Here is a 23,158-nt window from a genome sequence, read left to right as displayed (position 1 = left end):
CAGATGACCCTGCCAAATCAGCTTACTATTCTTCGAATTATTCTTACTCCGGTATTTGTTTTCTATTTTTTTTCAGAGGGAGAGTATTCAGGAGAAATTGCTCTGGTAATCTTTCTTATTGCTGCTCTTACAGACTGGTATGACGGCTGGCTCGCGAGAAAATTCAATTATATATCTGCATGGGGCAAGTTTTGGGATCCTATTGCTGATAAAATCCTCACTGCGGGGGCTTTTCTGAGTCTTGTGTATAAAGGTGTCCTACTGGGCTGGCCAGTTTATCTGATACTTTTGCGGGATTTTCTTGTTACCGGCTTCAGAGCTTTTGCTGAATATAAGGGATTTACCTTTCCTACGAGTTTTTACGCTAAGTTAAAAACCCTTCTGCAAATGGTTTTTCTGTATTATGTCCTTATTTTATATATACTGCTCAATGCCACCTGGACTGCGGAATACAAGAGTGTTATTGAGATGCTTTTAGACAACACCGTGATCACTTTTCTTCTTTTAGCTATTATGGCAATTACTCTCCATTCCGGTGCTGATTACTTTTGGCAGGAAAAGAAAGTTCTTTCAAAGTTATTCAAGGCTGATAAATAATATGACTGGAAAAAATTAATGAAAGCCGCTATTCTAAGTATCGGGGATGAACTGCTTATTGGTCAGACCATAAACACGAATGCTTCGTATATTGGAAATCTGCTGACCGAAAATCAGACGGATATTGTACGCTCAAGTGTGATCGGGGATGACAGAACGGAAATTCTGAATGAATTTGACTACTGTGCTGCAAAAGCTGATGCTGTAATAGTTACCGGAGGATTGGGACCAACTCATGATGATATTACCAGATCCTGCATTCTTGAATATTTTTCTGCAAGTCTCATTAAAGATGAACGGGTATACCAGGATATAGCAGAAAGATTTGCAAGGTTAAACAGAGTACTTACTCCGCTCAATGAAGATCAGGCAATGGTTCCGGAATCTGCAACTATTATGCGAAACCTGCAGGGCACTGCTCCGGGATATATCTTAAAGAAAGGGAATTGCACATTCTTTTTTATGCCCGGAGTGCCGTCAGAAATGAAGGCAATGATGCAGAATTATGTTATCCCGGAGATAATTCGTCTTCGTCAAGATACCGGAAGCTATACAATTATGTCCACACTGCTGACGACAGGTATACCTGAATCCGTATTATTTCAGAAACTGGGAAATCTGGACGAACTCCTTAAAGGTAATAAACTTGCTTTTTTACCAAGTCAGTTTGGAGTAAAATTACGTATAACTGTCAAGGCGGAGAATAAGTCTGCAGCGCAGGAATCATTAATTGAAATTGAGCAAAAAATACGTTCTGTTGCCGGAAGATATATTTACGGAAAAGGTGAAGAGTCTCTTGCTGAAGTTGTAGGGAGATTACTTAAAGAGCGGGGACAAACTGTCGCTGTGGCAGAGTCTTGCACCGGAGGAGGTATCGCGAATCAACTAACAAATGTTGCCGGCTCAAGTGCTTATTTTGAAAGAGGAGTAGTTTCCTATAGTAATGCAGCAAAGGTTGAAATTCTGAATGTGAATGAAGATCTTATAATGGAAAAGGGAGCGGTAAGTGAAGAGGTTGCTTTGGAAATGGCCATCGGAATAAAAGCAATTAGCGGTTCGGATATCGGACTTTCAGCAACAGGTATAATGGGGCCGTCAGGAGGATCAGCTGAAAAACCAGTGGGAACTGTCTTTATCGGAATTGCTTCGCAAGAAGGTTCATATGCCAGGCACTATTTGATGGGAGATAACCGTTTGTTAAATAAAGATCGCGTAATACAGGCAGCACTAGAGCTGCTGAGAAGACATTTGCTGGGTATACCTTTTGAAAATTAGATCATTCCTGGCATTTGACCTGCAAAATGATTTTAAGCAAAAATTGTTTCAGCGTTTTGAGGAGGTTCATTCGCAGTATCCTGATTCCGGAAGAATTGAAAAGGCCGGAAAACTGCATATTACAGTAAAGTTTTTTGGTGATTCTGAACCCTCCAGGTTAAAAGTCCTGTCGGAAATGCTGAGAGAAGGTCTCAGACTGCCGGAACTTGAAGTTGAGGTTGATAAATATGGATATTTTGGAAGAGAGTCTGACAGGATAGTTTTACTTGCTCAAGCAAGGTTAAATCCTGAGCCATCTGAATTTTTTCATTCACTTAACAAAATATTGCATTCGGCAGGGTTCCCGGAAACTGGCGGCGATTTCAAACCCCATATTACTCTGATGCGGGCAAAGAGGAAGCTTCCGGATGGTTTTCTGGATAAATTTCTATCATCAGATGTTAGAAATTTACGCAGCAGGATTCGTAGTTTTGTGCTTTATGAAAGTAAGTTATTAAGAACCGGGTCGGTGTATCACCCTCTCCTCGAAATTATGTAAGTTTTCAACAGAAAAAGGTAAAGAAAAATGAGCAGTGAAAGAGATCAAAAAATCAAGATTCTTGAAGACACCATCGGTGTAATAGAGAAAGCACATGGCAAAGGCGCCATCATGAAAATGGGAGACGGTGTGGTAGCCCCGGTGGATTTTATTCCAACCGGAGCATTATCGCTGGATTGGGCTCTTGGTATTGGCGGAATTCCCCGCGGCAGAATCACGGAGATCTACGGTCCGGAATCTTCAGGTAAGACAACTCTTTGTCTTCATATTATCTCTGAAGCTCAAAAAACCGGAGGTTTAGCTGCATTTATTGATGCCGAGCATGCTTTGGATGTCAATTATGCCAAAAAGATTGGAGTAGATACAGCCAATCTGCTGCTTTCACAGCCGGATTACGGCGAACAGGCTCTTGAAATAACCGATACACTGGTGCGCAGTAATGCACTGGATGTCATTGTTATTGACTCAGTTGCTGCTCTTGTACCAAAAGGTGAAATTGAGGGAGAAATGGGTGATGCACATATGGCTATGCAGGCGAGACTGATGTCTCAGGCATTAAGAAAACTGACTGGTGCTATCTCCAAATCAAAGACCTCAGTGATTTTTACCAATCAGTTAAGAAGCAAAATAGGCATTATGTTCGGTAATCCTGAAACCACTACAGGAGGTAATGCACTCAAATTTTATGCCTCAGTCCGGCTTGATATAAGACGCGTTGCCCAGATAAAAGAGGGTAATGATGTAATTGGCAACAGAACCAAGGTAAAAATTGTAAAGAGCAAAGTTGCTCCGCCATTTAAGGAAGTGGAGTTTGACGTACTTTATAATGAAGGTATTAGTAAATCAGGCGATGTGCTGGATCTCGCTGTAAACTTTGGCCTGGTCAAGAAAAGCGGAGCATGGTTTACGTATGGAGAGGATCGTTTCCAGGGCAGGGAGCAGTTCAGGATGAAACTCCTGGAATTTCCTGATATGTTCAAAAAGCTTTCCGCTGAAGTAAAAATAAGATTAGGTGTTGGAGAAGTTGATATAGATGAATCTGAATTACCACAGCCGGAAAAAGCTCCTGCAAAGAAAGAAAAAACGCCTAAAAATTAATGCCTTATGTATCTAAAGTTCAGCTGGTTTCAAGCGGAATTTATAAGGTAACCATTGATGATGTGAGGTTCTTTCTGGAGCCTCACATTTTTTTTTCCTATAAGCTCAGAGTCGGGGAGCAGATTACGGAAGAGCTGTTAGGGCAAATTACCACTGAGGCAATGAGGCTGCAAATAAAACAGAGAGCAATTTTTTTGCTTTATATGCGGCAGCATTCTCAGGCAGAACTTAAAAGAAAACTCCGGACAAAATTCCGGGAGCATGATCTGATTGATGAGGTGCTCCGTAACATTGCTGAGCAGGGTTTGCTGGACGATGCACAATTTGCTGAGCATTATACTGAATCTCTGGTACGGAAACACTCAGGCGTTAATAAAATTAAAGCCAAATTGTTTGAGAAGGGTATAAGCCGTGAAATCTCAAAAGAAAATCTTGAACGGACTCAGGACGAATTAGCTGAGGAATATCAGGAAGGACTAACCGAGGAGTTCAGGAAAAAATGGAAACAGCTGGGTAAAAAAAACCTCGAACAAAAGGACATGATTATCCGGGTGACCAGGTATTTGCTCTCAAGGGGATTTACTTTTCAGGAGATAAAGAAATGCATCAACGAGAATATGGATCAATTATCCGATGAAAGTGAGAGCCTTCTTGAGGATGACGGACAACTCTGAGCCGGCAGTTTCTTTTATGGCCTCATCTGAGGAAAACCACTTTTTGATTCTTTCATTCTTCTCCGGATATTGCTCCAGTTCTTTCACAATTTCAGCGCAATAGACCACCACCACATTTTTCCCGTATTTTTTCTGAATCCACCATTCGCCAATCATTTTTTCACTATTTTTACAAATTATTCCTGCTTCTTCATATGCCTCTTTCTGGGCAGATTCAAAAGGAGTAAGAGCTGAATCAATATATCCTTTCGGGATAATCCATTTTTTACTCTTGCGTGATGTAATCAGGAGAAAATGTATCTGTCCGTTTTCTTTTTTATAAGCAAGGAGTCCGGACTGATAAAGCTTAAATGATGGTCTCAATACAAAAAATATTTTAATTATCAGGCAATTTTAAAAAGAAAAGAGTATGAAACAAATTGATCCGAAAACCTTACCTGTACCTGAGGTTCAGAGGCTGCTTCAGGGAGGTATCGCACCTAGACCGATTGCCCTGGTTTCAACCCTGTCAGCCGAGGGAATACCTAATCTTAGTCCATTTTCATTTTATAATGTTTTTGGTGCAAATCCACCTATTGTGGTTTTTTCCCCTTCCCGCAGGGGGAGAGATGCTACACTAAAGGATACCTATTTTAATTGTGAATCCACGGGGGAGTGTGTCATACAGTCTGTAACCTATCCAATGGTTGAGCAGATTAATCTTGCTTCAGCGGAGTTTTCTCCTGAAATTGATGAATTCATAAAATCAGGGTTAACCCCGGTTCCTTCGGTAATGGTAAAACCCTCAAGGGTAAAAGAGTCACCTTTCCAGATGGAGTGTAAAGTTCTGGAAATTAAGAGTTATGGGAACGGAGGCGCATCGGCTAACCTGGTCATCTGTGAAGTAATTCTTTTTCATGTTGCTGAGGATATTATGGAGAAGGGTGTGATTCAGCCTGACCGGATAGATCTTGTTGCAAGGATGGGGAGTGATTACTATAACAGAGCTGTTTCACCGAACATATTCGAAATAGTAAAACCATTAAACAAATTAGGTATTGGGTACGAAAATCTTCCCGGTGAGCTAAAGCACTCTGATATACTATCAGCCAATGATCTTGCGAAACTAGCGAACTTTGAAAAAATTCCCGATGATGAGGAAGCAGGTCAGTATTTTCATAATTACCAGCTATCCCTTAAAGATGCTTCGTACTATACTGAAGAAAGTTTTTTCAGGTCATTAAGTTCATTCCGTCCCGAAGAAACACTCAGTCATATTGCTTACCGTCTGAAGACCGGTAAAAAATATCATAATCATGATTATATTTTAGCCGCAAAAGCATTTCTTCAGGCGAATATGACTGAAATCGCCTGGTATATACTAATTTCAGGAAAAGCTGACTGATATGAATCTTCCCGTTTTTGTACCTTCAAAAGAGAGTATCATTAATTCTCCGATGTTTCAGTTCATGAAATTCGTTTCACAGCGAACCGGTAAAGATTTCTTATCCTATCAGGAACTGCATTTATGGACTGTTGAGCAGAACGAACTCTTCTGGAAATTATTACTTGAATACTCACCGATTGAACTGACAAAAGAATATTCAAGTTTATTCAACGGTGATGAAATGTTTCTCTCCCGCTGGTTTGAAGGTGCAGAATTGAATTTCGCGCAAAATTTGCTGAGAAGCAAAAGTTCATCTTTCGCATTAGTTTCACACAGGGAAAACAGGCCTGTATTGAGGATATCATATGCAGATTTGAATACCTATGTTGCTTCGGCTGCTGATTATCTGAGAAATCTGGGTGTTGGAAAAGGAGACAGAGTAGCTGCTGTTATATCAAATATACCCGAGGCTGTTATTCTGATGCTTGCTGTTACATCACTTGGAGGAATCTGGTCTTCTTCATCTCCGGAATTTGGTGAGTCCGCGATTCTTGACAGGTTTGAACAGATCACCCCCAAAGTTCTGGTTGGCCAGAGAGTATATTCTTATAATGGTAAATTATTTTCTATTGAAAATAAAATCAGAAACGTAAGAGATAAATTACCATCAGTTAAACAAATTATCTGGACTGAACTTTATTTTGACTTCGCAGCAGGAAATAGTGAACAGAACATTGAACTGCTGAAAGATGAAAATACATTTGGTGATCTGATTACTCATGATGCGGCGGAATTAACATTTACACAAACGGCGTTTAATGATCCGGTTTATATAATGTATTCATCCGGAACTACCGGTAAACCTAAATGCATTGTTCACGGAGCAGGGGGTACACTTATTCAGCACTATAAGGAACTTCATCTCCATTCTGGTCTGACAGAGGAAAGTAAAATACTCTTTTTTACCACGTGCGGCTGGATGATGTGGAACTGGCTGGCAAGCGGGCTTATGACGGGTGCTGAGATACATCTTTATGACGGATCTCCGGTTTATCCTGAAACAAGCCGGTTATGGGACATTGCTGAATCAGAACAACTGACACATCTGGGTATTAGTCCAAAATTTCTTTCTCTCTGCAGGGAAGCTCATTTGAATTTGAAGGATACCCACCAGCTGGAAAATCTTAAGATGATTCTTTCTACAGGTGCTCCGCTGACGGAAAACTATTACTCTTTCATCTATGAAAACATTAAAAAGGATATTCACATCTCCTCAATCTCGGGGGGAACTGATATTATCTCCTGTTTCATGCTCGGTAATCCTTTGTCTCCGGTTTTCCCGGGAGAACTGCAGGGTCCGGGACTTGGAATGGCAGTTGAGGTATGGAGTGATTCAGGTAAACGTGTATTACTTGAAAGAGGGGAACTGGTTTGTGTTAAGTCATTTCCTTCAATGCCAGTTGGCTTCTGGGGAGATAGCGGGAATGAAAAATACAGGGATTCATATTTTTCATACTTTTACGGTATCTGGCGGCATGGTGATTATATTGAACAAGCTTTGACCGGGGGTTTTAAGGTATTCGGAAGATCGGACACTACACTCAATCCAGGGGGAGTACGCATCGGAACAGCTGAAATTTACCGGGTGGTGGAGGAATTCCAGGAAATTTCTGATTCGATTCTTGCATCGGTTACCGAACAGGACGATGCTAAGATTTGTCTTTTTTTGGTCCTCAAACCCGGAATAACTCTGGACGATGCCCTCATTTCAAGAATAAGAAACAGAATAAAAGATTCACTTTCACCCAGGCATATTCCGTCATATTTTTTCCAGGTTTCAGATATTCCAAGAACGATAAATGGAAAAAAAGTTGAAGTTGCTGTTACAAAAATTCTAAATAGCCAGCCGATATCAAATACTGATTCGATAGTTAATCAGGAATGCCTTGCAGAAATTCGTAAAATTGCCGGGGTTTTAAAAAAGGCGTAAAACTGTCATAAATAATCTGAGGAATGGCTTCAATACCGCCTCCGGAGGGTCTTACCTCGTTTCCTAATAGAGTAAGCTTAGCTATATTTGTTGTTCAAATTTTCTTAAGATTACAAGGAAGGTAATGGCAAAGGAATACGATTTAATTGTCTTAGGCGGCGGACCTGGTGGTTATGTTGCAGCGATCAGAGCTGGGCAGTTGAAGCTCAAAACTGCTATCATTGATAAGGATAATCTGGGAGGAGTTTGCCTTAACTGGGGCTGTATTCCGACTAAATCACTCCTGAAAAACGCTGAAATGTATGATAATCTAAATAATCATGCTTCTGATTTCGGAATTTCCTTTTCTGACCTCAAATTTGACTTCACCAAGATCATAAAAAGATCAAGGGATATTTCTGACCGGATTACAAAAAATGTTGAAATGCTGGTTAAGAAGAACAAGGTTGAGCGTTACCGTGGATTTGGTAAACTTACTTCACGAAATACCATTGACATACTTGATAAAGACGGTAAAGTGGCTGAAACCGTAACAGCTAAGCACATTATCATTGCTACAGGTGCCTCCCCAAGAATCCTCCCGAATATTCCTGTTGACCATAAAAACATTATCACCAGCACAGAGGCAATGAGCCTGCCTGAGCAGCCTAAAGAACTAATTATTATTGGTGCAGGTGCTATAGGAATTGAATTTGCATATTTCTACAGTGTTTTGGGAACAAAAGTTACTGTAATTGAAATGCTCGACAATATTCTTCCGATTGAGGATAAGGAAGTAAGTGAACTCCTTGAGAAGAACTTTAAAAAACGGGGCATTACGATTCATACAAAAACCTCAGTTGAAAAGGCAGAGGTTAAAGGGAAAAAGGTTGAAGTAACCATAAACCGGAATGGCGAGAAATCAGTTATTTCTGCAGATAAAGTACTATCTGCCATCGGGGTCTCAGGCAATATCAGCGGGTTTGGGTTAGAAGAATTGGGTGTTGAAATATATAAAAATCACATCAAAGTTGACAAGACCACCTATAAGACTAACATTGAAGGCATTTATGCTATTGGGGATGTTATAGGTCCTCCATGGTTAGCACATGTGGCTTCTGCAGAAGGAATTCATTGTGTTGAGGTGATTGCCGGTCATCATCCCGTTCCGGTTGATTATGATAATATCCCAGGATGCACATACTGCCAGCCCCAGGTTGCAAGTATAGGTATGACGGAACAGAAAGCCCGTGAAGCCGGTTACGAACTGAAAATCGGAAAATTCCCTTTTATGGCAAGCGGAAAAGCATTTGCGATCGGGGAGAGAGAAGGCTTTGTTAAACTGATATTTGATGCTAAATACGATGAGCTTCTTGGCGCTCATATCATTGGATCTGAAGCAACTGAACTCATTGCCGAACTCGGGTTAGCAAGATCTCTAGAAGCAACCGGTGAAACAATCATTAAAACAGTTCATGCGCACCCGACTCTTTCAGAATCAATAATGGAAGCTGCGGCAAACGCATATGGAGAATCAATCCATATCTAGGTCATTACAGATACTTGATGCAGGATTGCTAGAGTATCATTCTGCCTGGGATTTACAGCGGCAGATTTTCGCGCGTGTATTGGAAGGAAGCCAAAACGATACCCTTGTTTTGCTTGAGCACCCGCATACTTATACCCTTGGCAAAACGGCGGATAGACAGAATCTTCTGGCCGATGATATATATCTGGCACAAAATAAGATAAGAGTTGTTGATATTGACCGTGGCGGAGATATTACGTACCATGGACCTGGACAACTTGTCGGGTATCCAATCATTGATCTGAGAAAATGGAAACTGGATTCTCACAAATATCTTCGGGCATTGGAGGAGGTTCTTATAGCTTTTTGCAGAGAATTTTCTCTTGAAGCAGGCAGAATTGAAGGACTCACAGGGGTCTGGATTAAACAGAAAAAAATTGCTGCCATTGGCATTAAAATAAGCCGGTGGATAACCATGCATGGATTTGCACTGAACATAGCACCTGATCTTAATTATTTCGGCGGCATTATTCCCTGCGGAATCAAGGATAAGGATGTAACTTCTTTGCAGCTGGAAACCGGAATCATGCATGACATGAAACTGGTAAAGGAAAAAATCATTAACATATTTTCGGACGTTTTTGAATACGATTCAGTAAGTACTATTGAACGAATTATTACTCATGAGCAAGAATTAAAAGAGGCAAATTAAATGGCGAAATCAGGTAATAAAACGGCAACCGCTAATTCCGCTTCAGAGAAAAAACAATCTCTGTCAGCGGGAAAGAATAACGGCAGGCCTGATATATCCCGTGAGGAACTGCTCAATTTTTACCGGTTAATGTATACAGCCCGGCATATTGATGTAAAAGCGATGAATTACCTGAAGCAGGGCAAGACTTTTTTCCATATAGCAGGGTCGGGACATGAAGCAGTACAGGTAGCATTTGGACAAAAATTAAATCCCAAAGTTGACTGGGCTTTTCCATATTACCGTGATTTAGCATTAATCCTTGCCATGGGATATAAGCCGATCGATTTTTTCATGCAGAGTTTTGCTAAACGCGGCGATTTATCCAGCGGCGGAAGGCAACTCCCTTGCCATTGGGGATATACCCGCGAATTAAATATCCCGACTCAGTCATCCCCCACAGGTACGCAATTTCTTCAGGCTGTTGGTACTGCACTTGCAGCTGTAAAAAAAGGGATCAAGTCAGTTTCCTATGTAAGCTCAGGAGAAGGAACAACCAGTCAGGGTGAGTTTCATGAAGCCATTAACTGGGCAAGCCGCGAAAAACTTCCAGTTGTGTTTGTTATACAGAATAATAAGTATGCGATTTCCGTACATGTTTCGCAGCAGTCAGGCGGAAAAGGGCACTCAATATCAGAGATGATGGCGGGTTATGACAATCTGCTTAGGATGAAAATTGACGGCACCAGTTTTACTGATTCAATGAAAGCGGCAGACGAAGCTTATGAATATGCACGCTCAGGCAGGGGACCAGTGCTTGTTGAAGCTGAGTGCGTTAGATTGTTATCGCATTCATCATCTGACGATCAGAAAAAATACCGGGATCTTCAGGATCTTGAAGAAGACTTAAAGAATGACCCGATACAGAAATTTTCCACCTATGTACTTAGTCACAATCTGCTGACTCAGAAGGAACTTGATGAAGTTCAGGCTCAGGTTAGAGATGAAGTTGACAGAGCATCAGCAGAAGCACTAAACTCTGAAGATCCGAGAGCTGATGAAGCAGCTAAATATGTATATGACGAAAGCGGATTCAAGGAGTCATTAACCTATGAAAAAGAGAAGCCTGCTGGTACTCCAATAGTAATGGTTGACGCTATCAATCATGCTCTTCACGAAGAGATGGAGAAGAATCCGGATATCTATGTTTTTGGTGAAGATATTGCTGATGGTAAAGGAGGGGTATTTACTGCGACAAAGGGACTTACCACAAAATTTGGCACGGACAGAGTATTTAATTCTCCGCTTGCCGAAGCAAGTATTATGGGAGTGGCTACCGGTATGGCATTTGCCGGACTGAAACCGGTTGTCGAAATACAGTTTGGTGATTATATATGGCCCGCGTTCATGCAGATGAAGGATGAACTGGCAACCATTCGTTATCGTTCCTTTAATTACTGGTCATCTCCTGTTGTCACCCGGGTTGCTGTGGGCGGATATATACACGGAGGACTCTATCACAGCCAGAATATTGAATCCATTTTTGCGCATGTGCCTGGTATCTATATTGCGTATCCTTCAAATTCCGCTGATGCAAAAGGATTGCTAAAAACCGCTATCAGAATAAATGATCCTGTGCTTTTCTGTGAGCACAAGGGCTTATACCGTCAGAGTTTTGCTATAGCACCTGAACCATCAGCAGATTACCTGTTACCTTTCGGTAAGGGTAAAATTGTCATGGAAGGAAGTGATGTGACTGTGGTAACCTATGGTGCTTCAGTATGGGATTCAGTATTCGCAGCTAAAAGACTCGTGGAAGAAGGTTATACAGTTGAAATAATTGATCTCAGAACAATTATTCCGCTTGATGAAGAACTGATTTACCAGTCAGTTAAAAAAACCGGCAAGGTGATCGTTATTCATGAGGATACCCTAACAGCTGGTTTTGGTGCAGAAATTTCCTCAAGAATAACAGAAAACTGTTTCCAGCATCTTGACGGTCCGGTGCGTAGGGTTGCAGCCAAAGATGCACACATTCCATACAGCCCGATTTTAGAAAATGCAGTGCTTCCTTCAAGGGAAGGTATCTATCAATCCATTAAAGAACTTATACTTTATTAATAAAGGTTTTCTCATGCGTTCAGAAATTATAATGCCCAAGATGGGTGAAAGCGTTACCGAAGGAACAATTATTAAATGGCATAAAAAGCCGGGAGATTTTGTTAAGCGCGATGAAATTATCTTTGAAATCAGCACTGACAAAGTGGATACCGAAATACCTTCTCAGGATGAAGGGTATATAACCCAGATTTTTTTCGGTGAAGGGGAAACCATTGAGGTGGGTAAGGTAGTTGCAATTCTTGAATCTGAACCCGGTGCTTCAGTTCCCGCGCCAGCACAAAAGCCGTTGGAAATAAAAGAACCTGTACAGGAGGTCAAACCATCTGTTCCGGAAGTAATTACGCCGGCCGCTCCCAGTGCAGTGATTGCGCAGCCGGCAATGACCGGGGGAATTGATATAACTATGCCAAAAATGGGTGAATCTGTAATGGAGGGGACCATCATAAAATGGCATAAAAAAGTTGGAGATTTAGTAAAGAAGGATGAAATCATTTTTGAGATCAGCACGGATAAGGTTGATACAGAAGTACCTTCACCATCAGAAGGAGTTGTCTCTGAGATATTAGTCAGTGAGCAGACGACTGTCCCAGTTGGTACTGTTGTAGCCCGGTTGGGTGGCAATGGTTCATCAGTAGTCTCGGCTCCAGCAGCACAAACCTCTGCTCCTGCTTCATCAATGCATGATATGATTGCACAGGCAGTCACATCACAACTACCGGTTAGTCAGACTCCTCCACAGATCCAGGCAAGTCAAAAACCCGGACTGAGCAACCGGTTTTATTCTCCGCTTGTCCTTAATATTGCAAGAACTGAGAATATATCCATGGGTGAACTGGAGAACATTTCAGGGAGCGGATTAGGCGGAAGAGTAACAAAAAATGATGTTCTGAATTATTTAAAAAACAGAACCGCTGGTGTTGTTACAAAGCCTGCATCTGTTACACCGGTGCAGCAATACACCGCCCCTGTTCAACAGACAATTACTCAGACAAGTTCTGCAGCTTCCGCATTTGCAAACTTCTCAACATCGTTACCAGCTGAAGCATTTGAATCCATACCAATGGATAACATCCGTCAGAAAATTATGCAGCATATGGTTCACAGCCGGGATACGAGTGTACATGTGACGGGTCTGGTTGAAGTTGATATGACAAAGATTGCTAATTTCCTTGCGGCTGAAAAAGAGAATGTTTTGAAGCAGTATGGTGCCAAGCTAACCTATATGGCTTTTATCTCTCAGGCAGTTGTTAAAGGACTTCAGCAATTTCCGCTGATTAATGCTTCGATTGACAATAACACGATTATCAGGAAAAGAGATATCAACCTTGGAATTGCTGTAGCTCTTGAACCAAACGGACTAATCGTTCCGAATATCAAACGCACCGGCGAAAAGAATCTCATTGGAATTGCAAAGAGTATTGCAGAAATGGCGGAGAAAGCCCGTACTAAAAAACTTACTCCGGATGATATTTCAGGCGGTACATTTACCATAACTAACTATGGAGTTTTTGGTACTCTTTTTGGTACACCAATCATCAATCAGCCGGAACTCGCTATCCTTGGTGTCGGTGCGGTGGTAAAACGACCGGTTGTTATTGAACATGACGGAACAGAAATGATTGCCGTAAGAAGCATGATGTATCTTACGCTTTCTCATGATCATCGTCTGGTTGACGGCATGTTAGGCGGACGATTCCTGAAAGCGGTGAAAGACCATCTTGAAAACTTTAATGGTAATTTAACTTCCTGAAACAGTATTTTGGATATTTTGCATTAAGAAAAGATAATGATTAACAGGCATCAGCGCACATTTAAAGAAACTGCAGAGAAAAGCAGAGAAGTAAAACTACAACGCCCGGAATGGCTGAAGGTGAAACTGCCATCAGGAAAAAACTACGCAGACCTTAAGGAGTTAATGCATTCGCATAAGCTGAATACCGTCTGCGAGGAAGCAAGATGCCCAAATATTGCAGAATGCTGGAACCACAGAACTGCAACCTTCATGATTCTGGGAGATACCTGCACAAGAAGCTGCGGATTTTGTAATGTAAAAGTCGGGATGCCAAATGAACTTGATTTGTTTGAACCCTTAAGAGTTGCTTCGGCAGTTGAGAAACTGCAGTTAAAGCATGTTGTAATCACCTCGGTTAACCGTGATGAGTTAAAAAATGGCGGCTCGGAAATTTTTGCTGAGACAACAAGAAGAATCAGACAGAAACTTCCGGAATGTACTATTGAGATTCTGATACCCGACTTCAAAGGTGAAGAGACCGCGTTTGAGATAATTCTGAATGATCCGCCTGATATACTTAATCATAATCTTGAAACTGTAAAGCGGCTTTATCATGCAGTCAGGCCTCAGGCAAAATATGAAAGAAGTCTTGAACTTATCCGATGGTTCAAGGAAAAAGGTTTGAAGACCAAAAGCGGTATTATGGTGGGAATCGGAGAAAAGCCTGATGAAGTGCTTGAGCTCATGAATGATCTCCTTAACCACGGCTGTGATATACTCACGATAGGACAGTATATGCAGCCTTCCAAACAACATTTGCCTGTTGATCGCTTTGTTTCTCCGGAAGAATTTCTTTTTTATAAAGAAGAGGGACTGAAAATGGGATTTAAAATTGTTGAATCAGCTCCTTTGGTAAGAAGTTCTTACCATGCAGATAAACAGGCAAGACAGATATTTATTGAATCATCCAAAACAAACTGATATGATTTTTCTCAGAACTTTAATCCTGACAGCAATATTCTCGTTTTCGCTTTTGGCACAGCAAGGAGAGGGATTCCGGAAACAGCTGGATGATGACAACACAAAATTTACCAATGTCGGAAGTATTGGGTTGACCATAACCAATTTCGGAACTTACGGTCATGGATTTGCAAAATGGCCTGCTCAGCCATCATGTGAATATCCATTAGGCAGCGGAATTGAACATATATTTGACGGCGGTCTCTGGTTTGGAGGATTTATCTCAACCGATTCTCTCGGTGCTAACAGAACCGGTCCTTTTGTAACCACAGCTGCTGTTGATGCTGCTTCTGTTTCTCAGAGAGGTGGAGGTTTTGAGTTTACCAATCAAAAGGGAACATTTGTAAAGGAAATTTCATCTCTTATCACTTCCAAGTTTTATTCGCCTCAGGCGGTTTCTCACCAGGATTTTATTTCAGTATTCAGTGATACATCAACGGTTCTGGATAATGGAGAAATAATTACCGATCACTCTCCCTTAGGAATTGAAGTAACACATTCTTCCTATTCATGGAACTTTCCTTTTGCTGATTTTTTTGTAATCATGAATTACTGGGTAAAAAATGTAAGTAACAAGTATATCGACAGCGTCTATGCTGGCCTCTGGACCGATGCAGTTGTCAGAAATACTAAAGTTACGTCACCGGGCGGAACGGCGTTTTATAATAAAGGGGGAAATGGATTTAAGGATTCACTGAGATTAGCATACGAATTTGACTCTAATGGTGATGTTGGTTTTACGGATAGTTATCTTGGAGTAATGTTTCTTGGCTCTGACAGAGCATATGACAGCGTTAATTATGTTTCATGGCAGTTCAGAAATACTTCAGACCCGAACTTTTTCGCTCCTGTAACGGATGGTGACAAGTATTATAAAATGCAGGGCTTTTTCGGAGGCACAAACCGTTACGGTTCAGGTATTAATCCCTCAACTCTCCAGCAGCCCGCAAACAGGTCTTTCATGATCTCTGCAGGTCCTTTCAAAAAAATTGCTCCGGGAGATTCCATAAACGTTGTATTTGCAATCCTTGCTGCAAAAAAATTCGGAACTCAGGCAGCTTCTTTTGATACCGAAGAGCAGAGAAAAAATCTGTATGATAATGCAGACTGGGCACTCCGTGCATTTTATGGTGAAGACAGAAACCGGAATGGTGTACTTGATCCCGGTGAAGATACAGACAGGGACGGCAAGATTACAAGGTATATATTACCTTCACCGCCGAATTCACCTTTCGTGAAAGTTGTGCCTTCTTCACAAAAAGTAGATATTTATTGGGACAGGAACAGCGAAGAATCTGTTGATCCTATATCTGCAAAAAAAGATTTTGAAGGTTACCGTTTATACAGATCCAGTGCAGGGTTTGATCTTACATCCTCACAGAATGATTTAAACGCTCTTACATTACTTGCTGCGTTTGACAGTACAGGTAACAGTACCGGATTTAACACCGGATTCAGTGCTGTCCGGCTTAGTACTCCGGTCACATTCCCGGGGGATACCGTTACATACTGGTATAAATATACAATTGACAATCTCCTTAACGGATGGCAGTACCTGTTTACCGTTACGGCATTTGACAAGAGTGATGAAGAAATTAATACGGAGAGTCTGGAATCCTCCCTGCTTGCAAATCTGAACAGAATTGTTCCGGGTACACCGCACGTTGAAGATGAGAATACTGAGATTGGTGTATATCCAAATCCATATTACGGAAATGCTTACTGGGACGGCGGTTCAGAGCGGTTGAGAAAAATTTATTTTTATAATTTACCTGAATCCTGTGAAATAACTATATACACAATCTCAGGTGACATTGTAAAAACCATTAATCATGAACCGGGTGAAGGGGGAAGTGAAATCCGCTGGTTCAATAATTTCTCTTCCAAACAGGATCAGGTTTTTAGCGGCGGGGAACATGCGTGGGATTTAATTACAAACGATGATCAGGCCATTGCAACCGGCCTGTATTTGTTTACAGTAAAGAATAAAAAGACCGGTTCTATTAAATCCGGAAAGTTTTTAATCATAAAATAATGGATGCTCAAATGAGATCTTTTTTAGCTTTATTTTTCATTTTAATTATAGGAGCGAGTGAGTTATACTCACAGACGTATCCGCTCGTAACTTTGCAGGATATACAGAGAGTCCCTGATTCACTTTTTGGTGTCTCTGACCCGCCGTCAGTTCTGCAGGGAGATACAGTAAGAGTCAGAGGAGTTATCATGGTTCGTCCTGTGGTAGACCCCGCAACTGACAGAAGAAGAGTAATTGCTGCTGGCGCCAGATGGCACACCTATCTTATGGATGAAAACAGAAATGTTTTTGGCGGAATAGCGCTTCTCCAGCATGATACCAGTCTTGCTAACCACAATACATTTTTTGATCTGGTAGATACCGCCCAGGTTGTAGAATTTACCGGTGTTGTTAATGAATTCAGCACGACTACACAGTTTGATATTTTGGTAAATCCAGCTGTCCCTGTTAATGTTATCAATCAGCTTCCGCAGAGACCGGCTCCGCTTGAACTGCAGATTACGGACTTCATGGAAAACGGTCAGATAAAACTTACTGCAGAGCAGTACGAAGGTATGTATGTTGTCATTCGTAATGTTATAAGCAGCGACAGAAATACATCCAACGGTACTTTCAGAATAAATGATGGTCAGGGTAACTATATGACCATGTATGACCAGTCAGGGTATTTCACCACAAGAGCTCATCGCCTTACTGGTCTGACAACTTATCAGGCTCCAAATGATGGTTCTGCAATCGAATACATCAGAGGCGTGATTCAGACCCGTGCTGATGGTTACTATATCACTCCGATTTATCCGGGTGATATCATGATTTCTGCTACACCACCGAATGTTACAAATATCAGACGTGACGCTCCGACTGTCGGACCAAATCAGCCAGTTGTAATCACATCCAGAGTTATTGACCTTGATGGTTTTGTAACTTCAGCAAAACTTCACTACAGCACTGGTGCAAATCAGAATTTTGTAATAAACATGACCAGAACCCCTGCTGACTCCAATGTATTTCAGGGTACGATTCCGGGAGTGAATGCAGACTCTTCACTTATCAGTTATTATGTAGTTGCTACTGATAATGATGGCAGAATAGCCGTAAACCCGACTGATACTGTGAGAAGTAAATACTTCTATCTTGTACTTAACCGTCCGGTTACTATCCGGGACATTCAGTATAGTCCTTTCGGAGGAAATTTTGGCGGGTATACTGCTTACAAAGTAACAGTCTCAGGTGTTGTAACATCTGATACTTCTGATATTCCGGGATTTGGATCAACTGCACTGAGAGTTCATATTCAGGACGGTACCGGACCTTGGTCAGGTATTCAGATTAACGGAGCTTCGGCTCTTAATCTCAGAAGAGGGGACAATGTAACTGTATCGGGTACGGTAATCGAGGATTTCAGTTATACCCGTATAGATACAATTACTCAGATTATTGTTAACAGTTCTAATAATCCTTTGCCTTTGGCTGTTGAAGTTACTACCAGAACCATCGGAACACAGCCGAGCGGAACGGTTAATGCAGAACAATATGAAGGTGTACTTGTAAAGTATAAAAATGTTACCGTAACCGATGATAATGCTGACGGTAATTCAGGTACTACAAATAACTTTGGTGAAATATTTGTTGCAGATACCTCAGGTATCAATACCCGCGTTGAACTGCAGGATGGTAATCATAAATATCACAATCTGTGGGATTCAACGTTTACATCGAATCCAAACCTTGAAAGAATCATCCAGGGCACAACAATATCTGATCTTTCGGGTATTCTCTATTTTTCATTCAGCAACTATAAACTCACCCCCCGTAAAGATGATGACTTTAACGGAGTAGTTACAAGTGTTAATGAGAGTTACGCGGTTTCTGACTATACACTGCATCAGAATTATCCGAATCCTTTTAATCCGGCAACAACGATATCTTATAGTCTTAAATCAGCCGGACATGTAAAAATCAACATTTATAACGCTCTGGGTCAGCTGGTTAAAACACTTGTTGATTTTGAACAGACTCCGGGTGATTATAAAGTTATTTTCGATGCATCCAAACTTGCTTCAGGTTTATATATGTATCAGATGACTGTTGATAATTTTGTCAGCACAAAGAAAATGATTCTCATTAAATAAAAAAATTAAAGATGAACAGACCGGTTTTAATAAATTTTATCAGAAGAAGATACCTCTATCTTTCATTCATCTTCCTATTACTTGCGGGAGGATGCACCGAAGATGTTACGGAGGTGCCTTATGTAAATAAACCACCTAAAACCGGTCTGTTCCTTTCACCGGATTCGGTTATCAGCCAGCAGGCAAGCCGCCTGAAAGTAAACTGGTGGGGGGATGATTCCGATGGTCTGGTTGTAGGATTTTATTTCACGTGGGATAATACAAACTGGTCGTTTACAACAAGAAAAGACAGTACTTTTTCCCTGCAGATTGGTGCCGCGGATACTATATATACATTCAGAGTTGCAGCAGTGGATGATGCCGGTAACGGGGTTTTCGATGCTTCAGTTGTAAGGAACGGAATTAATCTCGGTCCGGAACCGTTCGAAGATGCAAACGGAAATGGCGTATATGATGCCGGTGAAGTTTTCGTGGATATAGGGGCAATGGATCCAAATCCTGTTTCATTGCCGTTTCCGATTAAAAATTCTGCACCGGTCATATCGCTTAATACACTTACAGTGCTCCCGGATTCTTCCTATCCGGTAATGACCTTTGGCTGGAATGCAAGTGATATTGACGGTGATCAGACGATATCTGCAATTGAACTTGTTCTAAATGACAGTACTGCGTCCGGAAATATAGTTTCCATCCCCGGTAATATCAGATTGATTACTCTCCGGGTTCAGAATTTTGCTTTCAATACCGTATCCGCTGAGATACTGCTTAATGGACTCGAGACAACCATTCATCCGGTAACCTTACCCGGAATGCAGCTCGATGCTGTTAACAGACTTTTTGTAAGGGCAAGGGATATATCTGGTGCAACAAGCCGGTATTTAAGTATTCCTGACGCAGGCATAAACTGGTATGTTAAGAAACCCAAAGGACAGTTTCTTCTGTTTGATGATTATACAATAATAGATGATGCTGCTGATTTTTATTCAAGAACGCTTCATACTATTAATGGAAGTCAGCTCTCAGGAAAATTTGATACCTGGGATTATAACCGCTCTAAAGTACCGTTTTCAAGCGTGACTTTTCCGCTTACTCTGAAACTATTCAAATATGTTTTATGGTATTCAGATACAAATCCTTCTCTTGATTTAGCTGCTGGTGCCGTCAAGAAATTCAATGATGCCGGCGGAAAGATTCTGTTTTCCATGTCGTTCCCGTCCACATTTGATGTGAGCATTCTACAGGGATTCCTTCCTATTGACAGCACGACCAATTTTATTAATTTCCTCTTCCCGAATTCACAGTTGAATCCCGATTCAACACGTTTCTCAGATTTTCCGGTGCTGACAACTGTGGGCAGTATTCCACGTGTAAGGAGTTTTTATCCTTCAACGGAATTTGCCAGACCATTCTATAAATTTGCATCAGGAATTCTTCCGGGAGATATCGGTTTTACAGATACTGCTGACCGTCTTTATTTTATCGGACTTCCTTTAAGTAAGTGTAACGGTACCGCCGGAACTGCTGAACAATTTATTTCAAAAGTATTATTCGAAAAATTTGGTCTGACTCCATGACAAGAATATTACCTTTCCTATTACTTTTTTCAATTATTCTTTTCCCTGCTGAAAAAGGTTCAATACAGGGAAAAATCACGGATGCCAAAACGAAGGATGCTTTACCTGGCGTAAACATTATCGCTAAAGGAACTTATTACGGAGCAGCCACCGATTTTAATGGTAACTTCAAGATAGAAAATGTTACTCCCGGTACCTATACCATTGAAGTCTCTCTTATTGGTTACAAAACTACTCAGTATACCGGCGTAAAAGTTACAGAAGGAAAACCTACTGTTCTGGAAGTTTTACTTGAGGAAACAGTTTTAACGCTTGATCAGGATATTGTTGTTGTTGGTGAAAAGCCGCTTATTAATATTGAAGAAACACAAAGCAAGAAATCTATATCCCGTGAAGATATAGAACTTTCAATTGTGGAAAACGTAAATGATATTGTTGTACAGCAGGCCGGAGTTGTGAAATCGGATAATTCCATTCATATCCGCGGAGGGCGTTCGTATGAAAATGCATTTATGCTTGACGGAGTGTCAGTTCAGGATCCTCTTGCTGGTACTGGCTTCGGACTTCAATTGAGCGCTAATTCTATTGAAGAAGTTGAAGTCATCACTGGTGGATTTAATGCTGAATTTGGTCAGGCAACTTCCGGAATTGTTAACGTCCGGACAAGAGAGGGGAGTGTAACAAAATATGCCGGATCTGTTACCTATAAGAAAGATAATTTTGGTGATAAAACCTCTCCGCACGTTTTTAATATTGATATTATCGAAGCTAACCTGAGCGGACCTGAACCATTTACGAACTTTATTCTGCCTGCAATCGGACTTAAAGTGCCGGGTGAATTGTCATTTTTCGTAAACGGATATGCAGGGCTTTCTGACGGTATAACTCAGGGGTATTATAAACCAAAGTCAAGAATAATTTATTCCTCAATATTTAATGGCGATAAGTTCGCGTTCAGAGCTGAAAACAGTTGGTTCGCGCTGGGAAAACTGACTTATAAGTATTCACCAACTTTCAAAATCGGATATTCATTTAACCAGTCGGTCAGCATTAATCAGAACTCGCAGTCATTGCAGTCAAATCTGGAATATGTTGAACCATCACCGGGATATCAGTATGAATTCCAGAATATCCTTGAAGATGCCAATACCTTTACTCATAATAATAAGTATAATACGCTAACTCTTACGCACACGCTTAACAGCCGTACTTTTTATGAGTTAAAACTGGGACATTTTTTTACTCACCTCCGTGCAGATGCCAACGGCAAACACTGGAGTGAATATCTTGAACCTAAGGATATCCCAAGTTTCCCTGTAGAGTATTATAATATCGGCAGAGATACCGTCGGTATAATTCCGGGAGATGGTTTCTGGGATGTGGGTAATCCCTCAACCTGGCGTGATCACCATGTTGAAGAATTCTCAGTTAAGGGAGATATAACCTCTTTCTTTGATGAGAAAAACAAATTTAAGGCCGGGTTTAATATTCAGTTCCAGGAAATGCAGGTTGTAGATATCTTTCGTCCCTGGGTAGGTGAACTCGGTCTCAATAATGATATCTATAAAGTATATCCGACCATCGGAAGTATGTATGCCCAGGATAATATCAACTTTGGCGGTATGATACTGAATTTTGGGCTGCGATATGATTTCTGGTTCCCGGGAAAATTTGTTGATGATGCGGTTGATAATCCGGATGTAATTACTATTCCCGATGAAATCAGGAAAAAGTATAAGGAGGAAAGTTTTAACCTTTTTGGAAATCGTCACTACAAAGGAAGACTAAGTCCCCGGCTTGGAATATCTCATCCGATTTCCGAATTTCAAACTCTGTTCTTTTCTTACGGACATTTCAGTAAATGGCCCAGACCACAGTTCGTCTATGCAAAACTTAGTCCTTACAGTGCTAAATCATCATTTCAGAGATTCGGAAATCCGAATTTAAAACCTGAAACAACTGTGGCATATGAACTTGGACTTAAAACTCAGATTACTGATGATGACGTTCTGACTGCTACAGCGTATTATAAGGATATCTTTGATTACGTAAATACACGCACGTCTCTTATCTCCTCAGCGCGTTTTGCTACTCAGAGATTTATTACCTATGTCAATCAGGATTACGCTCGTTCGCGCGGTCTTGAACTTGAGTATAAAAAGAGAATAGGTAAGTGGTTTACAGGAGCAGCAAATTTCTCTTATTCGATCGTAACAGGAAAAGCATCATCTGCTGATGACGGTGTACTTGTTCTCAGCGGACTTCTTGAAGAATCAATTAAAGAAGAATATGTCGGATGGGACAGACCTTTTACAGGCAGTCTGAATACCAGTTTTTATATTGAGAAGGACAAAGCGCTGTTTGGTTTCGGCAATGGTTATCTTGATGATATCACCCTGCTGTTAAGAATGTTCTATCAGTCAGGCAAGAGATATACTCCCGCTGTTTTCTCAGGCAGTTATGCGCAAGACGGACGTCCTGAATATGAATTTATTAGAAACGCCAGATATAATCAGATTGGGGATGACTGGTTCTGGGTTGATCTGAATCTCGAGAAGAATATTAAAGTTGGAGGTATGAGATTCATCCTGTTCATGGAAGTGAGCAATCTGTTTGATCATAAGAATAGTGCTATTATAAATCCGGTCACAGGCCGGGCTTATGAATTTGGTGATCCTACTCCAAACAGCTGGAATGATCCGTTATATCCTGATCTTCAGGCGCCTCTTAATCCGTATCCGTTTAATCCGGCAAGATATTTAACCAGAAGGAATGTAAAGTTCGGTGTTACAGTCAGATTTTAAGAAA

17 protein-coding genes are annotated in these 23,158 nt (G+C 41.0%); 16 read left to right on the top strand and 1 reads right to left on the bottom strand.

The window, feature by feature from the left end:
* Positions 1-3 precede the first annotated feature (3 nt).
* Genes pgsA through HRU80_10740 form a run of 5 tightly spaced genes read left to right on the top strand, consistent with a single transcriptional unit; the run spans position 4 to position 4,182 of the window.
* Positions 4-597 carry a CDP-diacylglycerol--glycerol-3-phosphate 3-phosphatidyltransferase gene (pgsA, locus tag HRU80_10760; protein ID QOJ29336.1) on the top strand — a complete coding sequence of 198 codons (594 nt, stop codon included), beginning with the start codon at positions 4-6 and terminating at the stop codon, positions 595-597.
* Between the two features lie 18 nt (positions 598-615).
* On the top strand, positions 616-1,872 hold the full coding sequence (locus tag HRU80_10755) for a competence/damage-inducible protein A (protein ID QOJ29335.1): 1,257 nt from the start codon (positions 616-618) through the stop codon (positions 1,870-1,872).
* On the top strand, positions 1,862-2,410 hold the full coding sequence (gene thpR / locus HRU80_10750) for an RNA 2',3'-cyclic phosphodiesterase (GenBank protein QOJ29334.1): 549 nt from the start codon (positions 1,862-1,864) through the stop codon (positions 2,408-2,410). The genes HRU80_10755 and thpR overlap by 11 nt, the downstream gene beginning before the upstream one ends.
* Before the next feature lie 27 nt (positions 2,411-2,437).
* Positions 2,438-3,508, top strand: a complete 1,071-nt coding sequence (recA, locus tag HRU80_10745) for a recombinase RecA (protein ID QOJ29333.1) — start codon at positions 2,438-2,440, stop codon at positions 3,506-3,508.
* The gene (locus tag HRU80_10740; protein ID QOJ29332.1) at positions 3,508-4,182 is read left to right on the top strand and encodes a regulatory protein RecX; all 675 of its coding nucleotides are present in this window, start codon (positions 3,508-3,510) and stop codon (positions 4,180-4,182) included. The genes recA and HRU80_10740 overlap by 1 nt, the downstream gene beginning before the upstream one ends.
* Here HRU80_10740 and HRU80_10735 read toward each other — a convergent pair.
* Complete coding sequence (locus HRU80_10735; GenBank protein ID QOJ29331.1) at positions 4,135-4,545, bottom strand: NUDIX hydrolase; 411 nt, start codon at positions 4,543-4,545, stop codon at positions 4,135-4,137. The genes HRU80_10740 and HRU80_10735 overlap by 48 nt on opposite strands.
* Before the next feature lie 46 nt (positions 4,546-4,591).
* Between HRU80_10735 and HRU80_10730 the strand changes: the two genes are divergently transcribed.
* From HRU80_10730 to HRU80_10680, 11 genes are all read left to right on the top strand, one after another.
* Positions 4,592-5,566, top strand: a complete 975-nt coding sequence (locus tag HRU80_10730; protein ID QOJ29330.1) for a flavin reductase family protein — start codon at positions 4,592-4,594, stop codon at positions 5,564-5,566.
* Position 5,567: 1 nt separating this feature from the next.
* Complete coding sequence (locus tag HRU80_10725) at positions 5,568-7,538, top strand: acetoacetate--CoA ligase (GenBank protein ID QOJ29329.1); 1,971 nt, start codon at positions 5,568-5,570, stop codon at positions 7,536-7,538.
* 124 nt (positions 7,539-7,662) lie between these two features.
* On the top strand, positions 7,663-9,066 hold the full coding sequence (lpdA, locus tag HRU80_10720; protein QOJ29328.1) for a dihydrolipoyl dehydrogenase: 1,404 nt from the start codon (positions 7,663-7,665) through the stop codon (positions 9,064-9,066).
* Complete coding sequence (lipB, locus tag HRU80_10715) at positions 9,044-9,757, top strand: lipoyl(octanoyl) transferase LipB (GenBank protein QOJ29327.1); 714 nt, start codon at positions 9,044-9,046, stop codon at positions 9,755-9,757. The genes lpdA and lipB overlap by 23 nt, the downstream gene beginning before the upstream one ends.
* A complete protein-coding gene (locus HRU80_10710; GenBank protein QOJ29326.1) occupies positions 9,758-11,857 on the top strand; it encodes a tungsten formylmethanofuran dehydrogenase in 2,100 nt (699 codons plus the stop codon).
* Between the two features lie 13 nt (positions 11,858-11,870).
* Positions 11,871-13,607 (top strand): 2-oxoglutarate dehydrogenase, E2 component, dihydrolipoamide succinyltransferase, encoded by a 1,737-nt coding sequence (sucB, locus tag HRU80_10705; GenBank protein QOJ29325.1) that lies wholly within the window; start codon positions 11,871-11,873, stop codon positions 13,605-13,607.
* 36 nt (positions 13,608-13,643) lie between these two features.
* On the top strand, positions 13,644-14,570 hold the full coding sequence (gene lipA / locus HRU80_10700; GenBank protein ID QOJ29324.1) for a lipoyl synthase: 927 nt from the start codon (positions 13,644-13,646) through the stop codon (positions 14,568-14,570).
* 1 nt (position 14,571) lies between these two features.
* Positions 14,572-16,644 carry a hypothetical protein gene (locus HRU80_10695; GenBank protein QOJ29323.1) on the top strand — a complete coding sequence of 691 codons (2,073 nt, stop codon included), beginning with the start codon at positions 14,572-14,574 and terminating at the stop codon, positions 16,642-16,644.
* An 11-nt stretch (positions 16,645-16,655) separates the two neighbouring features.
* Positions 16,656-18,776 carry a T9SS type A sorting domain-containing protein gene (locus HRU80_10690; protein ID QOJ29322.1) on the top strand — a complete coding sequence of 707 codons (2,121 nt, stop codon included), beginning with the start codon at positions 16,656-16,658 and terminating at the stop codon, positions 18,774-18,776.
* 11 nt (positions 18,777-18,787) lie between these two features.
* Positions 18,788-20,350 (top strand): hypothetical protein, encoded by a 1,563-nt coding sequence (locus HRU80_10685; GenBank protein ID QOJ29321.1) that lies wholly within the window; start codon positions 18,788-18,790, stop codon positions 20,348-20,350.
* Positions 20,347-23,154 carry a TonB-dependent receptor gene (locus HRU80_10680; GenBank protein ID QOJ29320.1) on the top strand — a complete coding sequence of 936 codons (2,808 nt, stop codon included), beginning with the start codon at positions 20,347-20,349 and terminating at the stop codon, positions 23,152-23,154. The genes HRU80_10685 and HRU80_10680 overlap by 4 nt, the downstream gene beginning before the upstream one ends.
* Positions 23,155-23,158 lie beyond the last annotated feature (4 nt).

The organism is Ignavibacteriales bacterium (assembly GCA_015709675.1).
Lineage (GTDB): Bacteria > Bacteroidota > Ignavibacteria > Ignavibacteriales > Ignavibacteriaceae > H2-BAC3.
Note: the sequence above shows the minus strand (reverse complement) of the source record. Positions and strands in the feature narration are given on the sequence as shown.

Coding starts and splice junctions, on each gene's coding strand:
- pgsA (QOJ29336.1), top strand. CDS start 4: ATGACCCTGCCAAATCAGCTTACTATTCTTCGAATTATTCTTACTCCG.
- recA (QOJ29333.1), top strand. CDS start 2,438: ATGAGCAGTGAAAGAGATCAAAAAATCAAGATTCTTGAAGACACCATC.
- HRU80_10710 (QOJ29326.1), top strand. CDS start 9,758: ATGGCGAAATCAGGTAATAAAACGGCAACCGCTAATTCCGCTTCAGAG.
- HRU80_10680 (QOJ29320.1), top strand. CDS start 20,347: ATGACAAGAATATTACCTTTCCTATTACTTTTTTCAATTATTCTTTTC.
- HRU80_10740 (QOJ29332.1), top strand. CDS start 3,508: ATGCCTTATGTATCTAAAGTTCAGCTGGTTTCAAGCGGAATTTATAAG.
- HRU80_10690 (QOJ29322.1), top strand. CDS start 16,656: ATGAGATCTTTTTTAGCTTTATTTTTCATTTTAATTATAGGAGCGAGT.
- HRU80_10730 (QOJ29330.1), top strand. CDS start 4,592: ATGAAACAAATTGATCCGAAAACCTTACCTGTACCTGAGGTTCAGAGG.
- lipB (QOJ29327.1), top strand. CDS start 9,044: ATGGAGAATCAATCCATATCTAGGTCATTACAGATACTTGATGCAGGA.
- HRU80_10755 (QOJ29335.1), top strand. CDS start 616: ATGAAAGCCGCTATTCTAAGTATCGGGGATGAACTGCTTATTGGTCAG.
- sucB (QOJ29325.1), top strand. CDS start 11,871: ATGCGTTCAGAAATTATAATGCCCAAGATGGGTGAAAGCGTTACCGAA.
- HRU80_10685 (QOJ29321.1), top strand. CDS start 18,788: ATGAACAGACCGGTTTTAATAAATTTTATCAGAAGAAGATACCTCTAT.
- HRU80_10695 (QOJ29323.1), top strand. CDS start 14,572: ATGATTTTTCTCAGAACTTTAATCCTGACAGCAATATTCTCGTTTTCG.
- lpdA (QOJ29328.1), top strand. CDS start 7,663: ATGGCAAAGGAATACGATTTAATTGTCTTAGGCGGCGGACCTGGTGGT.
- HRU80_10725 (QOJ29329.1), top strand. CDS start 5,568: ATGAATCTTCCCGTTTTTGTACCTTCAAAAGAGAGTATCATTAATTCT.
- lipA (QOJ29324.1), top strand. CDS start 13,644: ATGATTAACAGGCATCAGCGCACATTTAAAGAAACTGCAGAGAAAAGC.